A 21,959-nucleotide genomic window follows, 5' to 3' on the forward strand; every position below is an offset into this window, starting at 1 on the left:
GGGTGGACGGCGCTGTCCGTCGAACTCATGAGTTGGACACGATCGATCGGCGATCCTCACGCCACGGCCCACGTGACCGTGGCCACGCCCCCGGCGGGGAGCGTGGCCACGGTGGTGGACGGGGCGGGGCCGGTCAGCCCGCGCGCCACTCCGGGCGGCGCTCGGGGTTCGCGGCGGCCAGGCCGTCCCGGACCCCCGCGGCGTCGCGGTCGGTGGCGTAGACGGGCGTGCCGGGCTGCTGGCGCCAGGACCCGTCGAGGCCGCCCGCGTCGACCGGGTCGAAGCCCAGGTCGTCCACCAGGCGCAGGACGACGGCCTTCGCGTCCGGGTCGTCCCCGGCCACGGGCAGCGCGATGCGCTGCGGGTCGCCGGCGGGTCGCCCGAGCTCGAGGAGGTGCTGGGCCTGGATGTTGTTGAAGGCCTTGACCACCGGGTGCCCGAGCTGCTGCTCGACCCAGCGGCTCTCGGGCGTCCCCTCCTCGATCCCGTCGAGGCGCCCGTCGCGCTGCGGGTAGTAGTTCCCGGTGTCGACGACGACCGCGCCCGGGGCCAGGCCGGCCAGCGCGTCCGCCGGCAGGTCGGGGACCCGGCCCTGCGGGACGGTGACCACCAGCAGCTCCGCGTCGCGGGCGACGTCGCCCACCTCCCCGGCCCGCGCCCCGGTCCGCGCGGCGAGGGCGGCGAGGGTGTCCGGGCCGCGGGAGTTCGCCACCGCGACCTCGTGCCCGAGCGCGCGCAGGCGTCGGGTGAGCGTCGTCCCGATGTTCCCCGCCCCGATGATGCCGATCCTCACGAGCTGCTCCCCTCGGCCGGGGCGACGCGGGTCCAGAGGTCGGTGAACTCGAGGGTGTCGAAGAACGCCACGGCCTCCACGATCCTGTCGCCGGCCAGGCGCAGATACCAGGTGTAGGTGTTGCGGTACGGCCGGCCGTCACGCGCCGTCGCGGCGGCGTCGAACAGGGCGATCACCCAGTCGCCGTCCGCGTAGAGCCCGCGCACCGTGGGCACGAGCGGCGTGGCCATGCGCGCGTCGAACGGGTCGATGACGACGTCGAGGAACTCCTGGCGGCTGCCGTAGGTGCGCGACACCGGGCTGGTGCCGACGATCGTCCACGTGGCGTCGTCGGCGAGCAGGGCGAACGGGCCGCCGCGCCCGGCGGCCCAGTCGTCGAAGGCCGTGCGCACCGTCTGCTTGCGGGCGTCCTCCGCGCCGAGGTCGCGCACGTCAGATCCGCTGGGAGAGCTCGAACATGTTGCCCCACGGGTCGCGGAAGAACGCCAGCCGGGCGCTGATCTCCTCCAGCTCGAAGGGCTCGTTGACCACGTCGACGCCGCGGGCGCGCAGCTCGGCGAGGGTGTCGTCGACGCTGGCGACCTCGATGCAGACGTGGTTGAGGCCGTTGACCCCGAGGCTCTCGTCGACGTCGGCGAACTCCGGCTGCGCGGCGGCGCCCGGCCCGGCGAGGATCTCGAGGTGGAAGTCGTCCTGGTCGGGCGGCATCACGTAGGCGAGCGTCAGGTCGCCGTAGGGCCAGGTCTGCAGGACCCGCCAGTCCATCTTGTCGACCCAGAACGAGCGGGCGTCCTCGAAGTCGGGGTAGCGGATGCCGGTGTGGTGGGCGCGCATCGACGCGAAGGGCGAGTCGGTGTTGCGGGCGGGGTTCTCCGGGAGGGGCATGTCCCCGACGCTAGGAACGGGGGGCCCGCGGGTCGTCGTCCGCGCGCACACATCTGCGGCCCGCGGTTCGTCGCGGCCGACGACGCGGGTGCACCATCGGCGCCATGAGTGCGGTCTACGCCCTGAACCTCTTCGACCTCGCGCCCAATGACGACTACCGGTCCTACTCGAAGCGGTCCGCCGCCGCCGTCGGCGCCCACGGCGGGCGGGTGGTCGCGCTCGGCAAGCTCTCCGCCGACGCCCCGAGCACCGGCGGCTCCCCGCGCCGGGTGCTGGTGCTCGTCGAGTGGCCGTCGCCGGAGGCCTTCCAGGCCTTCAAGGACGACCCCGATCACGCCGACCTCCACCCCCTGCGCGAGGGCGGGACGGAGAACTACCTGTGGTGGGCCTACGACAAGCTCGAGGACCTGCGGCCCGTGCTGAACGACCGGGAGCCCTGAGCTAGGTCGACGCGCCCGGGGCGTCGAGGTCGACGCCCCGCCGCACGAGCTTGAGCGTGTAGATGTTCTGCCGGGACACCAGGTGGCTCACGCCGGTCGCGAGCACGACGGCGAGCATCAGCGGCAGGATCACCGCGTAGTCACCGGTCAGCTCGAACACGATGAGCACGGCGGTGATCGGGGCGTGCGCGGCGCCGGCGAACACCGCGGCCATGCCGACCAGGCCGAAGGCGCCGGGCGCGATGTGCAGCGCCGGGAACAGCGCGGCGGCCACGCCGCCGAACGCGGTGCCGGCCAGCCCGCCGACGAACAGCGACGGTGCGAACACCCCGCCGGAGCCGCCGATCCCGATCGTCAGGCTCGTCGCGAGCACCTTGCCGAGGGCGAGCAGCAGCAGGAACCCGAGCGCGTACTGCCCGGCCAGGCCGTCCTGCAGCACGGGGTAGCCGACGCCGTAGAGCTGCGGCAGGGCCAGGAGCACCGCGCCGAGCACGATGCCGCCGACGGCGGGGCGCAGCCACTCCGGGCCGCGCCAGACCCAGTCGCACGCGTCCTCGACGGCGTAGAGCACGCGCGCGAAGCCCCAGCCCACGAGTCCGGCGAGCAGGCCGAGCACGGCGTAGAGCGGCAGCTCGGCCGACGAGCCCAGCGTCCAGTGGGGCAGGTGCAGGATCGTGTCGTCGCCGACGAGCAGGCGGGCGACGACGTTGGCGGTCACCGACGAGATCACGAGCACGCCGAACGACTCGGCGGCGAACGCCCGCAGGATGATCTCCAGACCGAACACGACGCCGGCCATCGGCGCGTTGAACGTCGCCGAGATCCCGCCGGCGGCGCCGCAGGCGACCATGAGCGTGAGCCGCCCGGCGGGCACCCGCAGCGCCTGGCCGATCGACGACCCCAGCGCCGAGCCGATCTGCACGATCGGCCCCTCGCGGCCGACCGAGCCGCCGGTGCCGATGCACAGCGCCGACGCCAGCGACTTCACCGCCGCGACGCGCGCCGGGATGCGCCCGCCCCGCCGGGCCACCGCGAACATCACCTCCGGCACGCCGTGGCCGCGGGCCTCGGGCGCGAAGCGGGTGACCAGCGGGCCGTAGACCAGGCCGCCCACCACGGGCGCGAGCAGCAGGAACCAGGGGCCCAGCCAGGGCAGGTGCGTGCTGGCGACGCGGCCGGCGTCGGAGAAGTCCTGCCGGCCGGTGACCAGCCAGGTGATGCCGACGATCAGGTACCGGAACGCCACGGCCCCGAGCCCGGCGCCGACGCCGATCACCAGCGCGAGCCCCACCAGGCCCGGGCGGGAGGTGGTCAGCCAGCCGTGCAGCGCGCGGGCGCCGCGGGCGGGGCGGTCCCACCAGCGGGTCCGGGGCTCGTCGTCCTCCTCGATGGTGGTGCTCACGACGTCACCGCCCAGTCGGTCTCGGGCACCTCGCCCGACGCGTCCGCGAGCGACCGCAGTCCCTCGACCACGGCCGACCGCCGGTCCGCGGGCACCCGCGCCAGGAGCAGGCGCAGCTCGTCGCGGCGTCGGCGGGTCACCTGCGCGACCAGGTCGCGCCCCGTGGCGGAGAGCGAGACGACCACCGCGCGGCGGTCGTCGGCGGGGCGCTCGCGCACGACGAGGCCCTTGGCGTCGAGCCGGCCGCACATCCGGGTGCAGGTGGGCGGCGTGACCGCCAGCGTCGCGGCCAGGTCGACCGGGCGGACCGCGCCGTGCTGGGCGAGCACGACCAGGGCCCGGTACTGGGGCAGGGTCACGTCCTCGTCGACCGCCGCGAGCGAGCGGACGACCACCGCGAGCAGGGCGCGGCTGGCCGTCATCACCGCGTCGAGCAGCTCGTCGGCCGGCTCCTCCAGTCGTTGCACGAGCTAATCATTGCCCTGGGCAACACCCGTCGCAACCCGGGCTACGGGGTCCGCGCCGTGATCCCGAGCGCGAAGCTCACCTCGACGATCGTCTCGGTCGAGTCCAGCGAGCACCCGGTGAGGTCCTCGAACCGGCGCAGGCGGTACCGCAGCGTGTTGGGGTGCACCGGCAGCGCCCGCGCGGCGCGGGGCACGCTGCGGTCCTGCGCGAGGTAGACCGTGACCGCCTCGCGCACCAGCACCCCGAAGTCGCCCTGGTCGGCCAGCGGCGCCAGGTACCGCTCGCGCAGCAGGCCGTTCACCTCGCCCGCGTGGGCCGCGGCCGCGCGCCAGCTGAGGTCCTCGAGCGCGCGCACCCCGCCCAGCCCCAAGGTGGTGGACGCGGTGAGGACGGCCTGGGCGGTGCGGAACGAGCCGTCGAGCCGCTCGAGGGGCACCGCGGGGCCGAGGGCGACCAGGTCGGCCTCGCCCGTCGCCTCCGGGCGGAACGGCACGACGCCCGCGACCTGCGCGCCGATCGCCGCCAGCACGGCCACGCCCCGGTGCCGGGCGGCCTGGCGCTGCAGCTCGCGCAGCAGCGGGCCGGGGTCGGTGCCCGCGGGCCGTGCCCGGAGGGCGTGGTGGGGCGTCTCCGGGTCGAGCACCAGCGCGGTCGCGGCGAGGGTGAGCTCGGCGCCGGTGAGCGTGCCGTCGAGCAGCCCGAGCAGGAACTGCTGCGCGCGGCGAGCCTGGTCGAGGGCGTTCTCGATGTCCGACTGCCGGTACACGGCGACGACGTTGCCGGTGTAGGCGTCGCTGTAGGACCACGCGAGCGTGAGCAGCCCGACGGTGTCCGCCGCGTCGAGGCCGACCTCCGCGGCCGCCGCCGCCAGCGCGTCCCGGATCGCGCCCATCGAGAAGCGGAAGGCGTGCATGATGTCGTGGATCGGCACGCCCTGCTTCGCCCGCGCCCGCGACGACTCCTCGGCCTGCACGATCAGCCCGGGCTCGGGCACCGTGCCGGCCCGCAGCACCCCGCAGACGTCGTGCACGATCTGCACCACCGACGCCTGGACCTCGGCCCGGGGCACGCGGTCGTAGGTGGGGATGTTCGCCGTGATGCGGGCGTGCACCTGCGCCGCGATCCCGGGGGCCCGCGCCGCCAGCGCCCCGGCGAGGAGCTCGGCGGGACGTGCGGGCACGCCCACGATGCTAGCCGCGCGCCGGCGTCATCCGGTGGTCCGCGTGACGACGGCTGGGGGCGGCGGTTCGGCGGCGAGCAGGCCCACGAGGTGGGCGCGGCGCTCCCGCACGGCGCGCTGGTTGACGTAGCCCTTGTCGGTGATCTCGCCGGCGTCGAGGGCCGCCGGTTCGGTGAGGACCAGCACCCGCTCGACGCGCTGGGACGCGCCGCCCCCCTCGGCGGCGAGGCGCGCGAGGGTGGCGGCGAGGTCGGCGCGCAGGCCCTCGTCGGGCACGCCGTCGTGGTGGCGCTGGGCGTGGTCGGGGTGCAGCCACACCAGCGCGCGGACGGCGTCCGTGCCCTCCCCGCACAGCACCGCGTCGGTGACCAGGCCCTCCGAGGCGGACAGCAGCCGCGGCCGCAGGGTGCCGACGCTGACGAACGTGCCCGACGAGAGCTTGAAGTCCTCGGCGATCCGTCCGCGGAAGACGAGCCCGGCGGCCGGGTCGTCCTCGTCGACGAGGGCGACGGCGTCGCCGGTGGGCAGGTAGCCGTGCTCGTCGAACGGGGAGTCGTCGCGCCGGAGGTAGCCGGGGGTGACGTTGGGCCCGCGCACCCGCAGCTCCCGCTTCCCGGCCGCGGGCACGAGCGCCAGCTCGACGCCCGGCAGCGGGACGCCGAGGCAGTCCGAGCGCGTGATCGGGAAGTGCGCGGTGGTGGCGGCGGGGGCGGTCTCGGTCATGCCCCACGACGTGGTCATCCGCATCCCCGACCCGTGGCGCCCGGCCAGCGCGGTCAGCCGGTCCCACAGCTGCTGGGGGAGCGCGGCGGCGGCGAAGAACCCGAGGCGCAGCCGCGCGAAGAACGCGCGGGCGGCGTCCTCGTCGCGCTCGAGGTGGCCGAGCAGGGCGGCGTAGCCGGCGGGCACGTTGAGGTAGATCGTCGGGTGGACGTCGGCGAGGCGGGCCACCGTGCGCCCGATCAGCGCGGGCGTCGGGCGGCCGTCGTCGATCCACAGCGAGCCGCCGTGGGCGAGCACCATGTTGGTGTCGTGGTTGCCGCCGAACGTGTGGCTCCAGGGCAGCCAGTCGAGCAGCACCGGCGGCTCCGCGGCGAGGAACGGCCAGGCCTGGAGCATCTGCTGCTGGTTCGCGGCGAGCATGCCGTGGGTGTTGAGCACGCCCTTCGGCGCGCCGGTCGAGCCCGACGTGAACAGGACCTTCGCAACGGTGTCGGGCCGCAGCGCCGCGCAGCGCTCGTCGACGGCCGGGGTGGGCTCGGCCGCGAGGTCGTCGACCGACAGCCCGCCCGGGCCCAGGACGACCTCGCCCCCGACGGCGGCCACCGCGGCCGCGAACTCCGGGGTCTCGGCGACGACCAGGCCCGGCCGGACCAGGTCGGCCATCGCGCGGAGCTTCGCGTGGTCGGCGCTCTGCAGCGAGTAGGCCACGCTCGTCGGCACGACCGGCGCACCGACGGTCATCGCCGCGAGCGCGACGGTGAGGTGCAGCGTGCTGTTGCCCGAGAGCACCATGACCGGCCGGTCGGCGAGCCCGCGGTCGAGCAGCCCCTGCGCGAGCCGGTCGACCGCTGCGCGCATCGCGCCCCACGTCGTGCGCGCCCACCCGTCCCCGGCCGGCTCGGCGACGAGCAGGCGGTCGGGGTGGGCCGCGGCGTGGGTCCGGAAGTCGTGCACCACCGAGACGGCGTGCGGGGCGAGGGGATCGGTGGAGCGGAGCAGGATGCGGCCGTCGGCGGTGTCCTCGCGGACGATGTGCGGTGCGGCGAAGGTGGGCAGGGGCGGGGCAGCGGTCACGTGTCGACCTCCACGAGCAGGGCGGCGCCGGTGTCGCCCGCGGCGCACCCGGTGAACAGCCCGCGGCCCCCGCCGCGGTCGCGCAGGGTCTCGACCAGCTCGGCGATCGACCGCAGCCCCGTCGGTCCCTGCGGGTGGCCGAAGACGAGGCTGCACCCGCGGACGTTCATGTCCTCGAGCGCGATCCCGGTCTCGCGGGCGAGGTAGAGGTCGTTGACGGCGAACGGGTTGTGGGTGGTGACGGCGTGCAGGTCCGCGACGTCCCACCTGGCCGCCGCCAGCGCCGCCCGGGCGGCCGGGACGGGCGCCTGCGGCATGCGGGCCGGCGCGACCCGCGCGAACCCGCTGGCCACGAGCCGGACGACGCCGCCCCCGATCCGGCGCGCGCGCTCGACCGACGTCACCAGCGCGCCCGCGCACCCGTCGGCGGGGTGGGTCTGGGCGGCGAAGGTGTGCACGCCGTCGGTCGTCGCGGGCGGGAGCGTCGCCGCGGTCTCGGCGTCGACCGGGCGGACGCCCTCATCGGCGTCCAGCTCCACCGAGGAGCGCCGCCCCGGGATCGACACCGGCACGAGGTAGCGGTGCTGGTCGGGCAGCCCCGCGACGTACTGCTCGCTGCGCAGCACCGCGACCGCGTCCGCCTCGGCCCGGGTGAACCCGCCCTCCGCGGCGACGATCTCGCCGGTGGCGAGCATGCCCTGCCCGGTGCCGGGGTCGCGGGCGAAGCTGTCGAGCACCCAGTGCGAGGTCACCGGGGCACCGCCCTGCCGTGACGGCGCCGGCCAGGACAGCGTGGGTCCGTTGCTGGTCCGGTCGGCGGCGACCACGAGCTGGGTGCCCCCGGTCAGCGCGGCCGCGTGCAGGGCGGCCACCGACGTGGCGCACGCCTGGCTCACCATCGGGCCGGTGAGGCCGGGCAGCCCGAGCCGGGCGGCGAGCGTAGGCGCGCCGTAGAAGACGTCGGGCGCCGGCACCGTCCAGCCCAGCACCAGCCCGTCGACCTCGTCGGCCGGCAGCGCGCGGTCGGCCAGCGCCCGCGCGGTCACCGCCGCGGCGACGTCGAGGCTGGAGGTCTCGGCGAGGGTGCCCTGCCACTTCGCGAACGGTGACGACCACACCGCGCCCAGCGGGATCGCGGCGTCCTCGAAGAACATCAGGCCCCTCCCCGGACGCCGGCGACCCAGTCCGCGAGCGCCGTGACGTCGGTGTCGGCCGGGCACTCACCGTCGGTGACGACGAGGCCGGTGGCCGGGACCGGGGCGTCCAGCGCGACCCGCGTCGGGGCCACGGCCATGACGCGGTGGAACCGGCACATGTTCGCGATGGTGCGCGCCGCGGCGGGGTCGGCGACACCCTCGAGGACCACCCCGTCCACCCCGGCCCCGAGGAACGCCGTGACGGCGTCGACGTCCCCGGACCCCAGGACCGCGACGAGGACGGCGCCGTCGCCGGCCGACACCCGCAGCCGGCGGGTGGCCTCGAGCGCGGCCTCCCGGTGGCCCGGGACGTCCATCGACGGGGTCGTCACGGCCACCCCGTCGGGCCGGACGGCGTCGAGCAGGTCGCCCAGGCCGTTGGCGAGCTGGGTCGGGTCGGTCAGGAACGCCTCCCACGGGCGCTCGGCGATGCGGGCGGCCAGGCGCGGGGCGAGCGGGACGGCCAGCGTGTGCTGCCCGCCCCGCCCACCGGCGATCGCCTGCGCCTTGCCCCTGGTCGAGAGGGCCACGCTCACATCCGCATCAGCGGGGTGACCACGGTCGCGTCGGGCCAGGACCCGTAGAGCCCGAGGATCTCCTCGGGCGGCCTGCGCGTCGACCAGTCGGCGTGGAAGTCGTCCCAGCTCTTCCCGCCGGCGATGCGCGCCCGCATCCGCTCGGCGCGCTCCTCGACGGTGCCGGCGAGGTCGACGCGGCCGGTCTGCGGGTTGAACCGCACGCCGTACACGTGGGTCGCCGCCCACTCGGAGATCATCCCGTCGGTGAGGTCGCGCTCGACGGCCTCGGGGTCGCGGTCGAGCGGGTCGCCGTAGCCGGTGCCGCCGGTCGAGATCCCCAGGGTGATCACCTGGTCGCCCATCACCGGCCGGGCGGTGCGCGCGTAGCTCTCCGAGACGATCCGCCCGCCGAACTTGCCCTCGAGCAGCGAGGCCAGGTCGAGGCGGCCCTCGTCGCCTGCGCGCAGCAGCTCGGGGATGTCGACGTCCTCCATCGTCAGGCCCGGGCAGGTGCACTGCGAGTAGCCGCCGAACAGCGGCTGCGGGGTCTGGACGATCGAGTTGTCGGCGATCGACATGAACACCACGAACGGCGCGTGGTGGGCGACCCAGAGCTGGGCGGTGCCCACCCCGCCGCGGTGCTTCCCGGCGCCGCCGGAGTCCTCCCAGTGCTGGGAGAACGGCACGAGCATCGGCAGCTCGTTCTCCATGTTCTCCACGTCGGGCGCCCGTCCGAACGCGCACCACGGGAAGCCGTAGGCGTTGATGCCGTCGCTGGTCGCGCGCCCGCCCGAGCCCTCGGTGTTGATCGTGTAGGCGAGCATGTCGGCGAACGGCATGCCCCACTGCGAGACCCCGGCGAGCACCGAGGCGTTGCCGCCGTTGCCCAGCGCCGCCGACACCTGGCGCCACTCCGTGGTGCCGAACCGGGCGCGGCCCACGCAGTTGGCGATCGCGCTCATCGCGCCGGTGGCCGCCATGACCGCGCAGCTGGTGGCGGCGTTGGGGGCGGGCGAGAGCATCGAGTTCTCGGGGAACACGAAGTCGATCGGCTCGAAGGTCGCCGAGGAGATCGGGAGGTCGTGGAAGACGTACTCGTAGATGTAGTTCGCCAGGTGCCCGATCACCGCCTGCGGGTGGGCGTTGTACGACGACCCGTTCTCCGGGCTGGTGCCGGTGAAGTCGACCTCGAGATGGTCGCCGCTCTTGGTCATCGTCATGTAGCAGTTGCGGACCAGGCCGTTCTCCATGCCCGCGGCGTCGGAGAACGTGGCGCAGCGGTAGGTGCCGTCCGGCCACGACGCGAGGCGTTTGCGCGAGCCCGCCTCGGCCTCCATGAGCATCTTGCGGAACAGGCCGACGACGAAGTCCTTGCCCTCGCGGGCGAACATCTCCAGCAGCCGCACCCGCACGCGGTCGGCGGTGGTGCAGCGCGCCCGCAGGTCGACCGTCACCGACGTCTCCGAGCGCAGCCCGAAGGCCGCGAACATCTCGATGACGTCCTCGCGCAGGACGTGCTGGTGCCCGATCTTCATCGGCGGGAGGTTCATGCCCTCGTCGAACCGGGACTTCGCCGAGACCGGCATGCCGCCGGGCTCGCACGCCCCGGTCTCGGTGGTGTGCGAGAGCGCCGCGGTCCACGCCACGAGCTCGCCCTCGAAGAACACCGGCATGATCGCGACCTGGTCGGGGTTGTGGATGCCGCCGTAGAGCGCGTCGTTCGTGTACCAGATGTCGCCGTCGGCGATCCCCGGGTTCTGCGCGAACCGGGCGCGGATGTACTTGATCACGATCGGCGGGATCACCGCGTGCAGGTAGGTGCCCGCCGAGGCGTTCACCAGGTCGCCCTGCGCGTTGAAGAGCGCGACGATCGAGTCGCCCGCCACGCCCATCTGCGAGCGCGACGAGCGCATGAACACCTCGTAGCCCTCGTCGAGGATGTCCGCGGTGCGCTGCACCCCGATCTCGTAGGCGCCGGTGGCGACGGCGTCGAGGCAGGACAGTTCGTAGGAGCTGGGCTCGCTGACCTTCAGCGCGGCCAGCTTCTCGGCCAGGGGCGGGAAGCTCATGCCCGGGCTCCTTCCAGCACGGCGGCCCGCGCGGGCGCCTCGGCGGTCACGGCGTGCTCCAGCAGCCCGAGCCCGTGCTCGTCGATGCGCAGCACGCGCCCGGGCGGGACGACGATCGTGGTGAACTCGGCCTCGACCAGCCCCGGTCCCTCGACGCGGTGGCCGGGGGTCAGGCGGTCGAACGCGTAGACGGGGGTGTCGACGCGGCGGCCCAGGTCGGGCCAGTAGGCCTCCCGGCTGCCGCGGCGGGCGGGTGACGGGTCGGCGTCGCCGAGCTCGTGCACCGGGAGCTCGAGCTTCTCCTGGGGCACGGTCGCCTTGACGATGATCGACTCGATGTAGGCCCCGCCGGGCTTGTTGACCACGTGCGGGCTGAACGCCTCGGAGTACTCCTTCTCGAAGGCGTCGTAGACCGCCGCGGCGTCCTCCTGGCTGCGGATCTCCAACAGGGGCGAGGACACCCGCTTCACCTGCACCTGGCCGCCGTAGAGCATGTCGAGCTCGACGGTGAACACGGCGTCGTCGGGGTCGAAGCCCTCGGAGGTGAGGTCGGCGCGGGCCTGGGCGACCATGTCGCGGATCGGCGCGTTGTAGGCCTCGTGGTCGGTGGTGAGCTCCTGGGTCATCCCGTTGAGGAACAGGATGCGCCGGGACTGCTCGTAGACGTGCATGACGTCCATGACCGAGCTGCCGAGCGCGGAGAACACCGGCGCCTGCGGGAAGATCACGGCCGTGGGCACGTCGGCGCCGTAGCCGGCGACGTGGGTGGGCCCGCCGCCGCCGAAGGCGAACAGCACGAAGTCCTCGGGGTGGTAGCCGCGCAGGTGCACCTCGCGCTGGATGGCCGAGGCCATCGTCGACTCGATGACCTGGCGGATGAGCGCCGCCGCCTCGTCGACCGACACCCCCAGCGGCTCGGCGATCGTCGTGCGGATCGCCTCGACCGCCTTGTCGCGGTCCAGCGGCATGCGGCCGTCGAAGTAGCCGTCGGGCGCGATGTAGCCGAGCGCGACGTCGGCGTCGGTGGTGGTGGGCTCGGTGCCGCCGAGGTCGTAGCAGACCGGGCCCGGGTAGGAGCCCGCCGAGCGGGGACCGACCTCGAGGCGGTTGCCCAGCAGCGTGTTGACCGAGGCGATCGACCCGCCCCCGGCGCCCATCGTGGTGGCCTGCAGCATCGAGATGCCGACCATCCAGCGGTCGATGATCGGGCGGAACTCGTAGGAGCGCACCGAGGCGTCGACGACCATGCCCAGGTCGAACGAGGTGCCGCCGACGTCGGAGGCGATGACGTTGCGGAAGCCGAGCGCCTGGCCGATGTGGTAGCTGCCCATGAGCCCGGCGATCGGCCCGCCGTTGTAGGTCCGGGACGCCGTCGTCTTGAAGATCTCCGCCGAGCCGCCGGTGTTGTGGGTGAGCAGGAAGCTGCCCCGGTAGCCGTGCTCGCGCAGCTGGTCCCAGGTCTGCTCCATCTCGGCCTTGATGGAGCTCTGCAGGTAGGCGTCGAGCACCGCGGTCATCGTGCGCTCGTACTCGCCGACCTTGCCGACGACCTCGTGCGAGAGCACCACCGGCAGGTAGCCGACGTGGTAGCTGCGGTACTCCTCGCGGATGATCTCGCGGATCCGCTTCTCGTGCGCCGGGTTCGCGAACGACCACAGCAGCGACACCGCGATCGCCCGGGCCCCGCCGTCGACGAGCCGGCGCAGCTTGCGGCGCACGTCCTCCTCGTCGAGCGGGCGCAGCACCTGGCCGAACGAGTCGACCCGCTCGCGCACCCCGGCGATCATGTCGCGGGTGACCAGCGGCGCCGGCTTCTGCTGCACGGCGAGGTTGCGCCGCTCGGAGATGCGGGTGCCGTCGGTCCACTGCGCGCCGCGGCCGATGAGGATGGCGTCCTCGTGGCCCTCGGTGGTCAGCAGGCCCAGGCGCGGCCCCTTGCGCTCGATGAGCCGGTTCATGGCCACGGTCGTCGAGTAGCGCACCAGCTCGACCTGCGGCAGGAGCTCGTCGATGTCGGTGCCGAGCTGCTCGGCGCCGTCGGTGAGCACGTCGAGGAAGCCGACCGAGAGGTCGTAGGGCGTGGTCGGCGCCTTGGCCGTGATGCGCCGGTCGTCCCACGTGAGCACCAGGTCGGTGAAGGTCCCGCCCACGTCGATGTCGATCGTGCGGCGTCGACGGTCCGGCTCCGCTCCGCTGCGCGTCCTGCTCACGCCGTCACCTCCAGCTTCCCGGCCTCGTCCACGCGCAGCTCCCCGGCGTCGAGGCGGCGCTTGAGGGAGTCGATGTCGATCTCGGTGTCGTGGGTGATCGGGTGGCCGGGCGGCAGGTACTCGGTCTCGACCTGCCGCCCGCACCCCGGGCAGTGGAACTCGACGATGCGGACCCACGTCGGGTCCGGGGCGAAGGTGAACCGGCCCTCGATCAGCGGCGGGTGCACCTCGCTCGGGTCCCGCTCGGTGAGCAGCAGGCCCGTCTTGTAGTTGTCCCTCGCCGCCGCGATGTCGTGGCCGCACGAGTGGCAGTGCCACCGCTCGGTGCCGACGTCGAGGTCGAGGTACTCGGCGACGTGGATGCGGGTCATGACGCTCCCTCGGAGGTGCGGGCGGCGACCGCGTCGCCGTGCTGGTCGACCTGCAGCGACCAACCCGGCCCGACGAGCCAGGTGAAGGCCCCGCCGTCGACGAGCACGGGCCCGTCGAGGCGCTGTCCGGCCGTCGTGGACCAGGCCCGGACGGGCAGGCCCCCGCGCTCGCCGTCGGCGGGCTCGGCCCCCGCCGCCGGGGTCGGCTTCTCCAGGCTCGGCAGCACCGAGCGGGCGGTGAGGCGGATCAGGCGCGGGGTGCCGCCCAGGGCCCCCTCGACGTCGCCGGCCGCACCGTGGCGGGTGCCGTCCGCGTCGCGGACCTCCCACGCGAGGTCCGCGCCGTCGGGGTCGAAGCCCTCGCCGCGCAGGTCGCGGCGGGCCTCGTCGCGCAGCCGGGCCGCGGCGCCGCGCGCCTCGTCGGGGCCCGCGACGGCGGACTCGTAGACGTGCACGACGTCGGAGATCGCCGAGCCGTAGGCCGAGAGCACGTTGCCGAAGCCGAACAGCCGCACCGTCGACGCGCCGAGCCGGTCGGCGACGCCGGTGGCGACCAGCGGGCCGTTGCCGCCGAGGGCGTGGACGGCCGTGCCGGCCGGGTCCCAGCCCATCTCCGCGGCGGTGTCGCGGGCGAGCTGCGCGGTCATGTCGAGGGCGGCGTCCACGATCCGTCGTGCCGCGTCGTCGGTCGACAGCCCGAGCGGGCTCCCGACGGCGCGGTCGATCGCGGTCCGCGCCGCGTCGACGTCGAGCGTGCGGCGGCCCTCGAGGAACGCGGTGGGGGACAGGTACCCGAGCACGACGAACGCGTCGGTGGTCGTCGCGTTCCGCCCGCCGAGGCCGTAGCAGGCCGGGCCGGGGGCGGCGCCCATCGAGTCGGGGCCGAGGGTCATCCGGCCGTCCTGCACCCGGGCCACCGACCCGCCGCCGAGGGCGATGGAGCGCAGCAGCGGGAGGTTGGTGCGCACCGGGATGCCGAACAGGTGGCCCTCGTCGCGGTCGACGACGCGGCCGTCCTCGACCGCCGACACCTTGGTCGTCGTGCCGCCGACGTCCACGGCCAGCACCCGCGCGTCGCCGAGGCGGGCGGCCTCGGCCGCGCAGGCGTGGGTGCCGAAGAGGGGGCCGGACTCGATGGTGTCGAACGCGGTGGTCTTGCCGATGCGGGCGACGCCGCCGTTGATGTGCCCGACGAGCACGTTGCCCCGCCAGGAGTGCTCCTGCTTGAGCGTCTCCTCGGCACGGTAGAGCGAGGTCGCGAGCGACGGGTGCACGTAGGCGTTGATCAGTGAGACGAACGTGCGGGTCGCGTCGTCGGGGCGCAGCAGGATCTCGCTGGCCGGCAGGGCCGGGATCGAGCCGAGGTAGTGGTCGGGGTACTGCGCGTCGATCAGCGCGACGACCTTCTGCTCCGCGGCGTCGTCGGCGAAGGCCCCCTGCAGGCTGATGTTGATGCGGCGGATGCCCTGGTCGAACAGGCCCTTCACCGCGGTGCGCACGTCGTCGTCCGACGCGTCGGGCGCGACCCCGGTGATGTTCTCCCGGTCGATGAGCGGGCCGACGACCGTCGCCGCCTCGTCGCGGCTGGTGTAGAGGTCGTCCTCGTGGCCGGCCGTGACGAGCAGGCCCAGCTTGGGGCCGCTCTTCTGCGCCAGCACGTTCGACGTGATGGTGGACGACCAGCGGATGAGCGCGACCTCGTCGAGCAGGTCGCGCATGGTGGCCGCGCCGACGTGCCGGCGGGCCGCGTCGAGGACCTCCGCGAACGCGATCGTGACGTCGTGCGGCGTGGTCTCCACCTTGACGCTGAACACGCCCGCGAACCCGGTGGACGGGGCGTCCCCGCTGACCAGGCCGTCGGTCATCGTGCCGCCGGTGTCGACGTCGATGTTCAGCACGGTGTCTCCCGGGGCATCGGCCCTCCTCGTGGTGCGGCGGGTGTGATCGCCGCTACACCGTGGCCGCGCGGGCCGGGCCGCCGACAGCGTGAGATCACCCCACCGCCGCGTGCCGGGCTACGCGGGTAGATCGCCGCCGCGGGGGCACCGCACGGGGGGTGACCCGTGTCATGCTCCAGCGAGGAGACGCGGCGACGGGGAGGCGTCACATGGTCGACGTCGTGTCGGACGAGCGGCCCGTCGCGCCCGCCGGTGGACGGCGGCCGCTCACCTCGCTGACCAGCTTCGTGGGCCGCGAGACCGACCTCGAGCGGGTGCGGGCCGCGCTGGCCGAGCGGCGGCTGGTGACGCTCACGGGGCCGGGCGGGGTCGGGAAGACCCGTCTCGCGCTGACCGTCGCGTCGGAGGTCCGGTCGGCCCACGTCGTCGAGCTGGCGAGCGTCACCCACCCCTCGCAGATCGCGCCGGCGGTGGCGACGGCGCTGGGCGTGCCCGACCAGTCCAACCGCGACGCCGTCGACCGCGTCGTCGACCACCTGGGCGGCGAGCCCGTCCTGCTGGTCGTGGACAACTGTGAGCACCTCATCGAGGGCAGCGTCGCGCTGCTGCGCCGGCTGCTCGAGGCGCTGCCCGACCTCACCGTGCTGGCCACGAGCCGCGAGCCGCTCGGCCTGTGGGGCGAGCAGGTCCACCGCCTCGCGCCGCTGCCCGTGCCCGGCGACCCGGACGCCGCCGGCAGCCGGTCGCTCGACGACGTGCCCGCGGTGCGGCTCCTGCTCGACCGGGCCCGCAGCGTCCTGCCCGAGTTCGCCATCACCCCGGCCAACCGCGCGGCCGTCGTCGAGCTGTGCCGGCGCCTCGACGGGCTGCCGCTGGCCATCGAGCTGGCCGCCGTGCGCCTGCGGACCCTGCCCGTGTCGCAGGTGGTGGAGCGCCTCGGCGGCCGGCTGCACCTGCTCAAGGCCCCGGTCCGCGACGCCGAGCCGCGGCACCGGTCGCTGCACGCGCTGATCGACTGGAGCTTCGACCTGTGCGGGCCCGACGAGCGGCTGCTGTGGGCGCGGATGTCGGTGTTCCCGGCGTCGGTCGACCTCGAGACCCTCGACGGCGTCTGTGGCCACGGCGAGCTCGACGGCGACCGCCTGCTGGAGGCGCTCGACGGGCTCGTCGGCAAGTCGGTGGTCCTGGCCGACCGCGACGGCGAGAGCGTGCGCTACCGGCAGTTCGTGCCGCTGCGGGAGTACGGGGCCGAGCGGCTGGAGGCCTCCGGCGAGACCGTCGAGGTCCGCCGCCGCCACCGCGACCACTACATCCGCCGTGCCGAGGCGGTGATCGACCGGTGGTGCGGGCCTGACCAGGCCCGCGACCTCGCCACCCTGCGCGCCGACCACCCCAACCTCATCGCCGCGCTCGCCTTCTCCGTCGAGACCCCGGGCGAGGCCGTCGGCGGGGCCCGGCTGGCCTCGCAGCTGCGCTACCACTGGATCGCCGGCGGCTTCCTCACCTACGGCCGGCGGTGGCTCGAGCGCCTGCTCCCGCACCTCGAGGAGGGCTCCGCCCAGCGCGGCGAGGCGCTCTGGGTGGCGGCGTGGGTGGCGCTCATCCAGGGCGACCGGGCCGAGGCGCGCGGGTGGCTCGCGGAGTGCAGCCGCATCGCGCACGCCCGCGGCGACCTCGCGCTGCAGGGCCACGCCGCGCACTGGACGGCGCTGCTGCACCTGTTCGAGGGCGACCTCGACGACGCCATCTCCTGCTACCGGCGCGCGATCGCCCTGCACCGGCGCATGGGCCTGCAGGGCCCCGAGCTCACGGCCGCGTTCCAGCTGGCCATGGCGCAGACCTACGCGGGCCGCTCCGACGAGGCGCTCGTGACCGCCGCGGCCGTCGTCGACGGGGCGACCGCCGTCGGCGAGCTGTGGAACCGCGGCTACGGCCGCTGGATCGCCGCGATCAGCCACCTCCACCTCGGCGGGCTCGACGCCGCGCGCGAGGCGATCCTCGCGACGATGCGGATCGAGCGGGACTTCCGGGACGGGGTCTGCACGGCGCTGAGCATCGAGGTCTGCTCGTGGATCGCGCTGGCGAGCGGGCGTGCCGCGGACGCCGCGACCCTGTCCGGGCTGGCCCGCTCGGTGTGGCGGCGGCTCGGGACGTCGCTGGCCGCGTTCGGCCCCCACGCGTCCGCCGAGGGGCAGGAGCACGCCGCCCGCATCGACGCCGCCCTGGGGCGCGAGCGCGCCGAGGCGCTGCGCGACGAGCACGCCGACGTCGCCCTCCCCGACGCGGTCCGGCTGGGGATCGCGCTGGCCGGGAGCGCCGAGACCCCGGGACCGGCCCCGACACCCGCCTCCTCGCAGCCGCCGACCGGGGACCCGCTGACGTCGCGCGAGAGCGAGATCGCCGCGCTCATCGCGGACGGGCTGAGCAACCGCGACATCGGGGAGCGGCTGGTGATCTCCCGGCGCACCGTCGACGGCCACGTCGAGCGGATGCTGCGCAAGCTGTCGTTCGGGTCGCGCACGCAGATCGCCAGCTGGATGGCGAGCCGGTCGCGTTGATCGAGGCTTGACACGGTGGGCTGAACTGAGCTTGGTTCAGGTGTGATCGCGTATCGGATGACCGCCCCGGGGACCGCCGAGCTGGTGGAGCTGCCCGCTCCCGAGCCCGGTCCCGGGCAGGTGCGGCTCGATGTGCTCGCGGCTGGTGTCTGCCACTCCGACCTCGCGGTCATGCACGGCGGGGCCGCCGCGCGGTGGCGGCTGCCGTTCACGCTCGGGCACGAGACGTGCGGCCGGATCGCGGCGCTGGGGGAGGGCGTCGAGGACCTGACGGTGGACGAGCAGGTCGTCGTGCACGCGCCGTTCGGCTGCGGACGCTGCCGCCGGTGCCTGTCGGGCCGGACGAACTACTGCGACCACCGGGCGACGCTGCCCGCGGCCGGTCTGGGGCTCGGTCTCGACGGCGGGATGGCCGAGGCCGTGGTCGTGGACCGGGCTCGGGTCGTGTCGGCGGCGGGCCTGGATCCGGTCGCGGCGGCGACGCTGACGGACGCGGGGCTGACGTCGTTCCATGCCGTCGACGGCAGCCGGGTGGCCCTGGCCGAGCCCGACGCGCTCGCCGTCGTCATCGGCGTCGGCGGGCTCGGTCACCTCGCGATCGGCCTGCTCCGCGGGCTCGGGACGGCCGTCGTCGCGGTCGACGCCCGGGAGGAGGCGCTCGACCTCGCGCGCGAGTGCGGGGCGGACGTCGCGGTGCTCCCGGCCGACGCGGACGCCGCGGTGGCCCGGGTCGCGAGCCACGGCGCCGACGTCGTGTTCGACTTCGCCGGGGCCCAGAGCAGCCTCGACCTGGCGGTGTCCCTGCTGCGGACGGCCGGCGAGCTCGTCGTCGTGGGCAGCGGGGGCGGGACCCTCACGGTCTCGAAGCCCGGGGTGCTGCCCTCCGGTGCCACGGTGCGCGTCCCGTTCTGGGGGTCCCGGCCGGAGCTCGAGGCCGTCGTCGGGGTGGCCCGGGGCGGCGCCCTCACGCCCCGGACCACGATCTTCCCCCTCGCCGACGCCGAGCTCGCCCTCGCCCGGCTCCGCGAGGGGCGGCTGGTCGGGCGCGCGGTCCTGGTCCCGGAGGGGAACTAGCGGGCGGCCCAGCCGCCGTCGACGTACAGCTCCGAGCCCGTGGTGTAGGCGGCGTCCCCGCTCGCGAGGAACGCGACGGCGGCGGCGACCTCCTCCGGGTGCCCGAGACGCCCCATCGGGGTGTTGTCCAGCATCGCGCGGTGGCGCTCGCCGCCCCCGAAGCGCTCGAGCAGGGGCGCGGTCCCGATGAAGGCGGGGACCACGGCGTTGACGCGCACGCCGCGCTGCGCCCAGTGCAGCGCGGCGTTCATCGTCATCGCCCGCACCGCTCCCTTCGCCGCGGCGTAGGAGAAGCTGTTCGCGAGCCCGCCCGTCGCCCCCAGGATCGAGGCGACGTTGACGATCGACCCGCCACCGCTCTCCTCGATCACCGGACCGAGGTGCTGCATCCCGAGCCAGGTCCCGAGTTGGTCGACCGCGACGACCTGGTCCCAGCGCTCCCGCGTCTCGGTCTCGACCGTGCCGAGGCTGCCGATGCCCGCGTTGTTGACGAGCACGTGCGCCGCGCCCCACCGGTCCCGCACGGCCGTGACCGTGCGGGACCAGCCGTCGGGGTCGGCGACGTCGAGGACGGCGACCAGCGTGTCGCCGTCGAGGGCGTCCGCGAGGTCCTCCAGCGCGGCCTCGTCGACGTCGGTGAGCGCCACCGAGGCGCCCTCCTCGACGAGCCGGCGGGCGATCGCGGTGCCGAGGCCGCCGGTGGCACCGGTGAGGACGACCCGCCGGTCCGCGAGGCCGCGCACGGCGTCAGCGGTCCGCGGACGCGGGCACGGGCGCCTCGTCCTGCTCGCTCGCGGGGATGCCGCTCGCGAGCCGCTCCCCGGCGCTCTCGCGGATGGCGAGCAGCACGAGGAGCCCGACCGCCGCCGCGAACACGGCGTAGAAGGCCGGGGCGATCGTGACCCCGGTGGCCGCGACGAGCGACGTCGCCACCAGTGAGGCGGTCCCGGTGCCGACGATGCCACCGATGTTGAAGCCGAGCGACACCCCCGAGTAGCGCACGCGCGTCGGGAACTGCTCCGCGTACATCGTGTAGACGACCCCCTGCTGGATGGCGAAGGGCACGTTGAGGACGAGCGCGGCCACGATCGCGAGCAGCAGCGAGTCCTGCTGCATGGCCCAGAAGCAGGGCACCGACAGCACGACGAAGCCGAGCATGCCGGTGGCGGCCACCCGCTTGCGGCCGAAGCGGTCGCTCAGCGCGCCGGCCCACGGGATGAGTCCGATCGGCAGCAGGATGATGAGGACGGTCAGCCACAGGCTGCTCGACAGCGGGTACTTCAGCACCCCCGAGAGGTGCACCACCAGGTAGACCGACGCGAGGGCGCCGGTGGTCAGCGTGGAGTACGCCAGGCCGATGATCCGGAGCAGGCTCCCCTTGTGGTCGCGCACGACCTCGGTGAGCGGGGCCTTCGGCGGCGCCGCCTCCTCCACCATTTGCACGAACAGCGGCGAGTCCTCCACCTTGAGCCGGTAGACCACGGCGGCCACCAGCAGCGGCGCGGCGATGAGGAACGGGATGCGCCAGCCCCAGCTGGCCATCTGCTCGGCCGTGGTCAGGGCGCTCACGGTGCCCACGACGGCCGCGGCGCCGGCGAGGCCGATCGCCACCCCGACCGAGGTCGCCGACCCGAACAGCCCTCGCCGCTTCGACGGGGACGACTCGGTCGACAGCGACACGGCGCCGCCGACCTCCCCGCCCGCCGACAGCCCCTGCAGCAGGCGCAGGACGGTCAGGAGGATCGGCGCCGCGACGCCGATCGAGGCGTAGGTGGGCAGGAGCCCGGTGAGCGCCGTGGCGATCCCCATCAGGGCGACGGTCGCGAGGAGCACCGTCCGGCGACCCTTCCGGTCACCGAGGCGGCCGAAGAGCAGGCCGCCGAGCGGGCGGATGACGTACGCGCCGGCGATCACCCCGAGCGTCGACAGCAGCGCCACGAAGCCCTGGGTGGCGGGGAAGAAGAGCTTCGCGAGGACGACGGCGAGGGAGCCGTAGATCGCGAAGTCGTAGTACTCGATGGCGGTGCCGACGGCCGCGGCCGTGCTGGCCCGTCGGGCGACCACCTCCCGGTCGCTCCGGCTGTTCGTCGTCATGCGGCGCTCCTTCGCGCTCCTGCGCCGAGACCCTACGTCCGGGCGGCAGGGAGTGACGGTAGACACTGAACTGATATCAGTTCAAGAGGCAGTTCCCGGTCGATCGCGCTTGACATCGAACTCGGTTCAGCTCAAGCTTCGACCTGAACTCAGTTCAACTTGGGAGGGCCCGATGGCAGTCGAGGACGACATCCAGTTCGAGCGCGACGGGCACGTCGCCCGGGTCTGGTTCAACCGGCCGCACAAGCGCAACTGCATCACGGTGCCGATGCTGCACCGGCTCGACGAGATCATCACCGAGATCGAGGCGGACGACGAGATCCGGGCGGTGGTGGTCCGCGGCCGAGGCAACACCTTCTCCTCGGGCTTCGACCTCGACAGCCTGCAGTCGGACTTCATCGGCTCGAGCACGGCGATGGACGTCGCGGTGGTCTCGGCGAAGGTGTGCGACCGCTTCTACAACATGTCCAAGCCGTCGGTCGCGGTCCTCGAGGGCTACGTGACCGCGGGCGGCTTCGAGGTCATGATCTCCTGCGACTTCGCGATCGCGGACGACGCGGCCCTCATCGGGGACTTCCACATCCGTCGCGCCCTGTTCGGTGGCGCGGGCCCGATCTACCGGCTGCCCCGCATGATCGGGATCCGCAAGACCAAGGAGCTCATGCTCACCGGCAAGCTGCTCACCGGGGAGCAGGCCGCCGCGTTCGACCTGGTCAACGCGAGCGCGCCGGCCGACCAGCTCGACGACACGGTCGAGGAGTTCGTCTCGCACCTGACGGACAAGAGCCCGTTCCAGATGAAGCTCACCAAGATGGCGGTCGACCGCGGTCTGGACGCCGACATCGCCTCGCTGATGGTCCTCGAGCACCTCGCGGTCGGGGTCACGCTGAACTCCGACGACGCCGCCGAGGGCGTGTCCGCCTTCCTCGAGAAGCGCGACCCGAAGTGGACCGGGCGCTGAGCCCGTCGTAGCCGACGCCGACGGCCCGTCCGGGGCCGTCGGCGG

General features: G+C 74.4%; 19 protein-coding genes. 4 read left to right on the forward strand and 15 right to left on the reverse strand.

Going from position 1 to position 21,959, the window contains the following annotated elements:
* Positions 1-133 precede the first annotated feature (133 nt).
* From ABD994_RS12540 to ABD994_RS12550, 3 genes are read right to left on the reverse strand one after another with little or no spacing between them, the layout of a single operon-like run.
* The gene (locus ABD994_RS12540) at positions 134-793 is read right to left on the reverse strand and encodes an NADPH-dependent F420 reductase (RefSeq protein WP_345414725.1); all 660 of its coding nucleotides are present in this window, start codon (positions 791-793) and stop codon (positions 134-136) included.
* Positions 790-1,224: a nuclear transport factor 2 family protein gene (locus ABD994_RS12545; RefSeq protein ID WP_345414727.1), complete on the reverse strand. Its 435-nt coding sequence runs from the start codon at positions 1,222-1,224 to the stop codon at positions 790-792. Before ABD994_RS12545 ends, ABD994_RS12540 begins: the two co-directional genes overlap by 4 nt.
* Position 1,225: 1 nt before the next feature.
* Positions 1,226-1,678, reverse strand: a complete 453-nt coding sequence (locus ABD994_RS12550) for a VOC family protein (RefSeq protein WP_345414730.1) — start codon at positions 1,676-1,678, stop codon at positions 1,226-1,228.
* 104 nt (positions 1,679-1,782) lie between these two features.
* Here ABD994_RS12550 and ABD994_RS12555 point away from each other — a divergent pair, with 104 nt between their 5' ends.
* The gene (locus ABD994_RS12555; protein ID WP_345414732.1) at positions 1,783-2,118 is read left to right on the forward strand and encodes a DUF1330 domain-containing protein; all 336 of its coding nucleotides are present in this window, start codon (positions 1,783-1,785) and stop codon (positions 2,116-2,118) included.
* Position 2,119: 1 nt separating this feature from the next.
* Here the strand turns inward: ABD994_RS12555 and ABD994_RS12560 are convergent, their stop codons facing one another.
* The 10 genes from ABD994_RS12560 to ABD994_RS12605 are packed head-to-tail and all read right to left on the reverse strand — an operon-like array spanning position 2,120 to position 15,227.
* The gene (locus ABD994_RS12560) at positions 2,120-3,520 is read right to left on the reverse strand and encodes a chloride channel protein (protein ID WP_345414735.1); all 1,401 of its coding nucleotides are present in this window, start codon (positions 3,518-3,520) and stop codon (positions 2,120-2,122) included.
* A complete protein-coding gene (locus ABD994_RS12565; RefSeq protein WP_345414737.1) occupies positions 3,517-3,987 on the reverse strand; it encodes a MarR family winged helix-turn-helix transcriptional regulator in 471 nt (156 codons plus the stop codon). The genes ABD994_RS12560 and ABD994_RS12565 overlap by 4 nt, the downstream gene beginning before the upstream one ends.
* A 41-nt stretch (positions 3,988-4,028) precedes the next feature.
* Positions 4,029-5,168, reverse strand: coding sequence for a PucR family transcriptional regulator (locus ABD994_RS12570; RefSeq protein WP_345414739.1), 1,140 nt, complete (start codon positions 5,166-5,168; stop codon positions 4,029-4,031).
* Between the two features lie 27 nt (positions 5,169-5,195).
* Positions 5,196-6,965 carry an AMP-binding protein gene (locus ABD994_RS12575; protein ID WP_345414742.1) on the reverse strand — a complete coding sequence of 590 codons (1,770 nt, stop codon included), beginning with the start codon at positions 6,963-6,965 and terminating at the stop codon, positions 5,196-5,198.
* The gene (locus tag ABD994_RS12580; protein WP_345414744.1) at positions 6,962-8,119 is read right to left on the reverse strand and encodes a thiolase family protein; all 1,158 of its coding nucleotides are present in this window, start codon (positions 8,117-8,119) and stop codon (positions 6,962-6,964) included. The genes ABD994_RS12575 and ABD994_RS12580 overlap by 4 nt, the downstream gene beginning before the upstream one ends.
* Positions 8,119-8,691 carry a hypothetical protein gene (locus ABD994_RS12585; protein ID WP_345414746.1) on the reverse strand — a complete coding sequence of 191 codons (573 nt, stop codon included), beginning with the start codon at positions 8,689-8,691 and terminating at the stop codon, positions 8,119-8,121. Before ABD994_RS12585 ends, ABD994_RS12580 begins: the two co-directional genes overlap by 1 nt.
* 2 nt (positions 8,692-8,693) lie before the next feature.
* Complete coding sequence (locus ABD994_RS12590) at positions 8,694-10,748, reverse strand: hydantoinase B/oxoprolinase family protein (protein WP_345414748.1); 2,055 nt, start codon at positions 10,746-10,748, stop codon at positions 8,694-8,696.
* Positions 10,745-12,958 carry a hydantoinase/oxoprolinase family protein gene (locus ABD994_RS12595; protein WP_345414751.1) on the reverse strand — a complete coding sequence of 738 codons (2,214 nt, stop codon included), beginning with the start codon at positions 12,956-12,958 and terminating at the stop codon, positions 10,745-10,747. The genes ABD994_RS12590 and ABD994_RS12595 overlap by 4 nt, the downstream gene beginning before the upstream one ends.
* Positions 12,955-13,329: an acetone carboxylase subunit gamma gene (locus ABD994_RS12600; RefSeq protein WP_345414753.1), complete on the reverse strand. Its 375-nt coding sequence runs from the start codon at positions 13,327-13,329 to the stop codon at positions 12,955-12,957. Before ABD994_RS12600 ends, ABD994_RS12595 begins: the two co-directional genes overlap by 4 nt.
* Entirely contained in the window at positions 13,326-15,227 is a 1,902-nt protein-coding gene (locus ABD994_RS12605; protein WP_345414756.1) for a hydantoinase/oxoprolinase family protein, read from the reverse strand. The genes ABD994_RS12600 and ABD994_RS12605 overlap by 4 nt, the downstream gene beginning before the upstream one ends.
* 209 nt (positions 15,228-15,436) lie before the next feature.
* Between ABD994_RS12605 and ABD994_RS12610 the strand changes: the two genes are divergently transcribed.
* The gene (locus ABD994_RS12610; RefSeq protein WP_345414758.1) at positions 15,437-17,785 is read left to right on the forward strand and encodes a LuxR C-terminal-related transcriptional regulator; all 2,349 of its coding nucleotides are present in this window, start codon (positions 15,437-15,439) and stop codon (positions 17,783-17,785) included.
* 57 nt (positions 17,786-17,842) lie between these two features.
* Positions 17,843-18,859, forward strand: coding sequence for an alcohol dehydrogenase catalytic domain-containing protein (locus tag ABD994_RS12615; protein WP_345414760.1), 1,017 nt, complete (start codon positions 17,843-17,845; stop codon positions 18,857-18,859).
* Here the strand turns inward: ABD994_RS12615 and ABD994_RS12620 are convergent.
* Together ABD994_RS12620 and ABD994_RS12625 are read right to left on the reverse strand one after the other, a co-directional pair.
* Positions 18,856-19,602, reverse strand: a complete 747-nt coding sequence (locus ABD994_RS12620) for an SDR family NAD(P)-dependent oxidoreductase (protein WP_345414762.1) — start codon at positions 19,600-19,602, stop codon at positions 18,856-18,858. The two genes, ABD994_RS12615 and ABD994_RS12620, sit on opposite strands and share 4 nt — an antisense overlap.
* Positions 19,603-19,606: 4 nt before the next feature.
* Positions 19,607-20,953 carry an MFS transporter gene (locus tag ABD994_RS12625; protein WP_345414765.1) on the reverse strand — a complete coding sequence of 449 codons (1,347 nt, stop codon included), beginning with the start codon at positions 20,951-20,953 and terminating at the stop codon, positions 19,607-19,609.
* Positions 20,954-21,125: 172 nt separating this feature from the next.
* Between ABD994_RS12625 and ABD994_RS12630 the strand changes: the two genes are divergently transcribed.
* Positions 21,126-21,914 carry an enoyl-CoA hydratase/isomerase family protein gene (locus ABD994_RS12630; RefSeq protein ID WP_345414767.1) on the forward strand — a complete coding sequence of 263 codons (789 nt, stop codon included), beginning with the start codon at positions 21,126-21,128 and terminating at the stop codon, positions 21,912-21,914.
* The last annotated feature ends 45 nt before the right edge of the window (positions 21,915-21,959 follow it).

It is taken from the genome of Actinomycetospora chlora (genome assembly GCF_039542135.1).
In the GTDB taxonomy this organism is placed as follows: domain Bacteria; phylum Actinomycetota; class Actinomycetes; order Mycobacteriales; family Pseudonocardiaceae; genus Actinomycetospora; species Actinomycetospora chlora.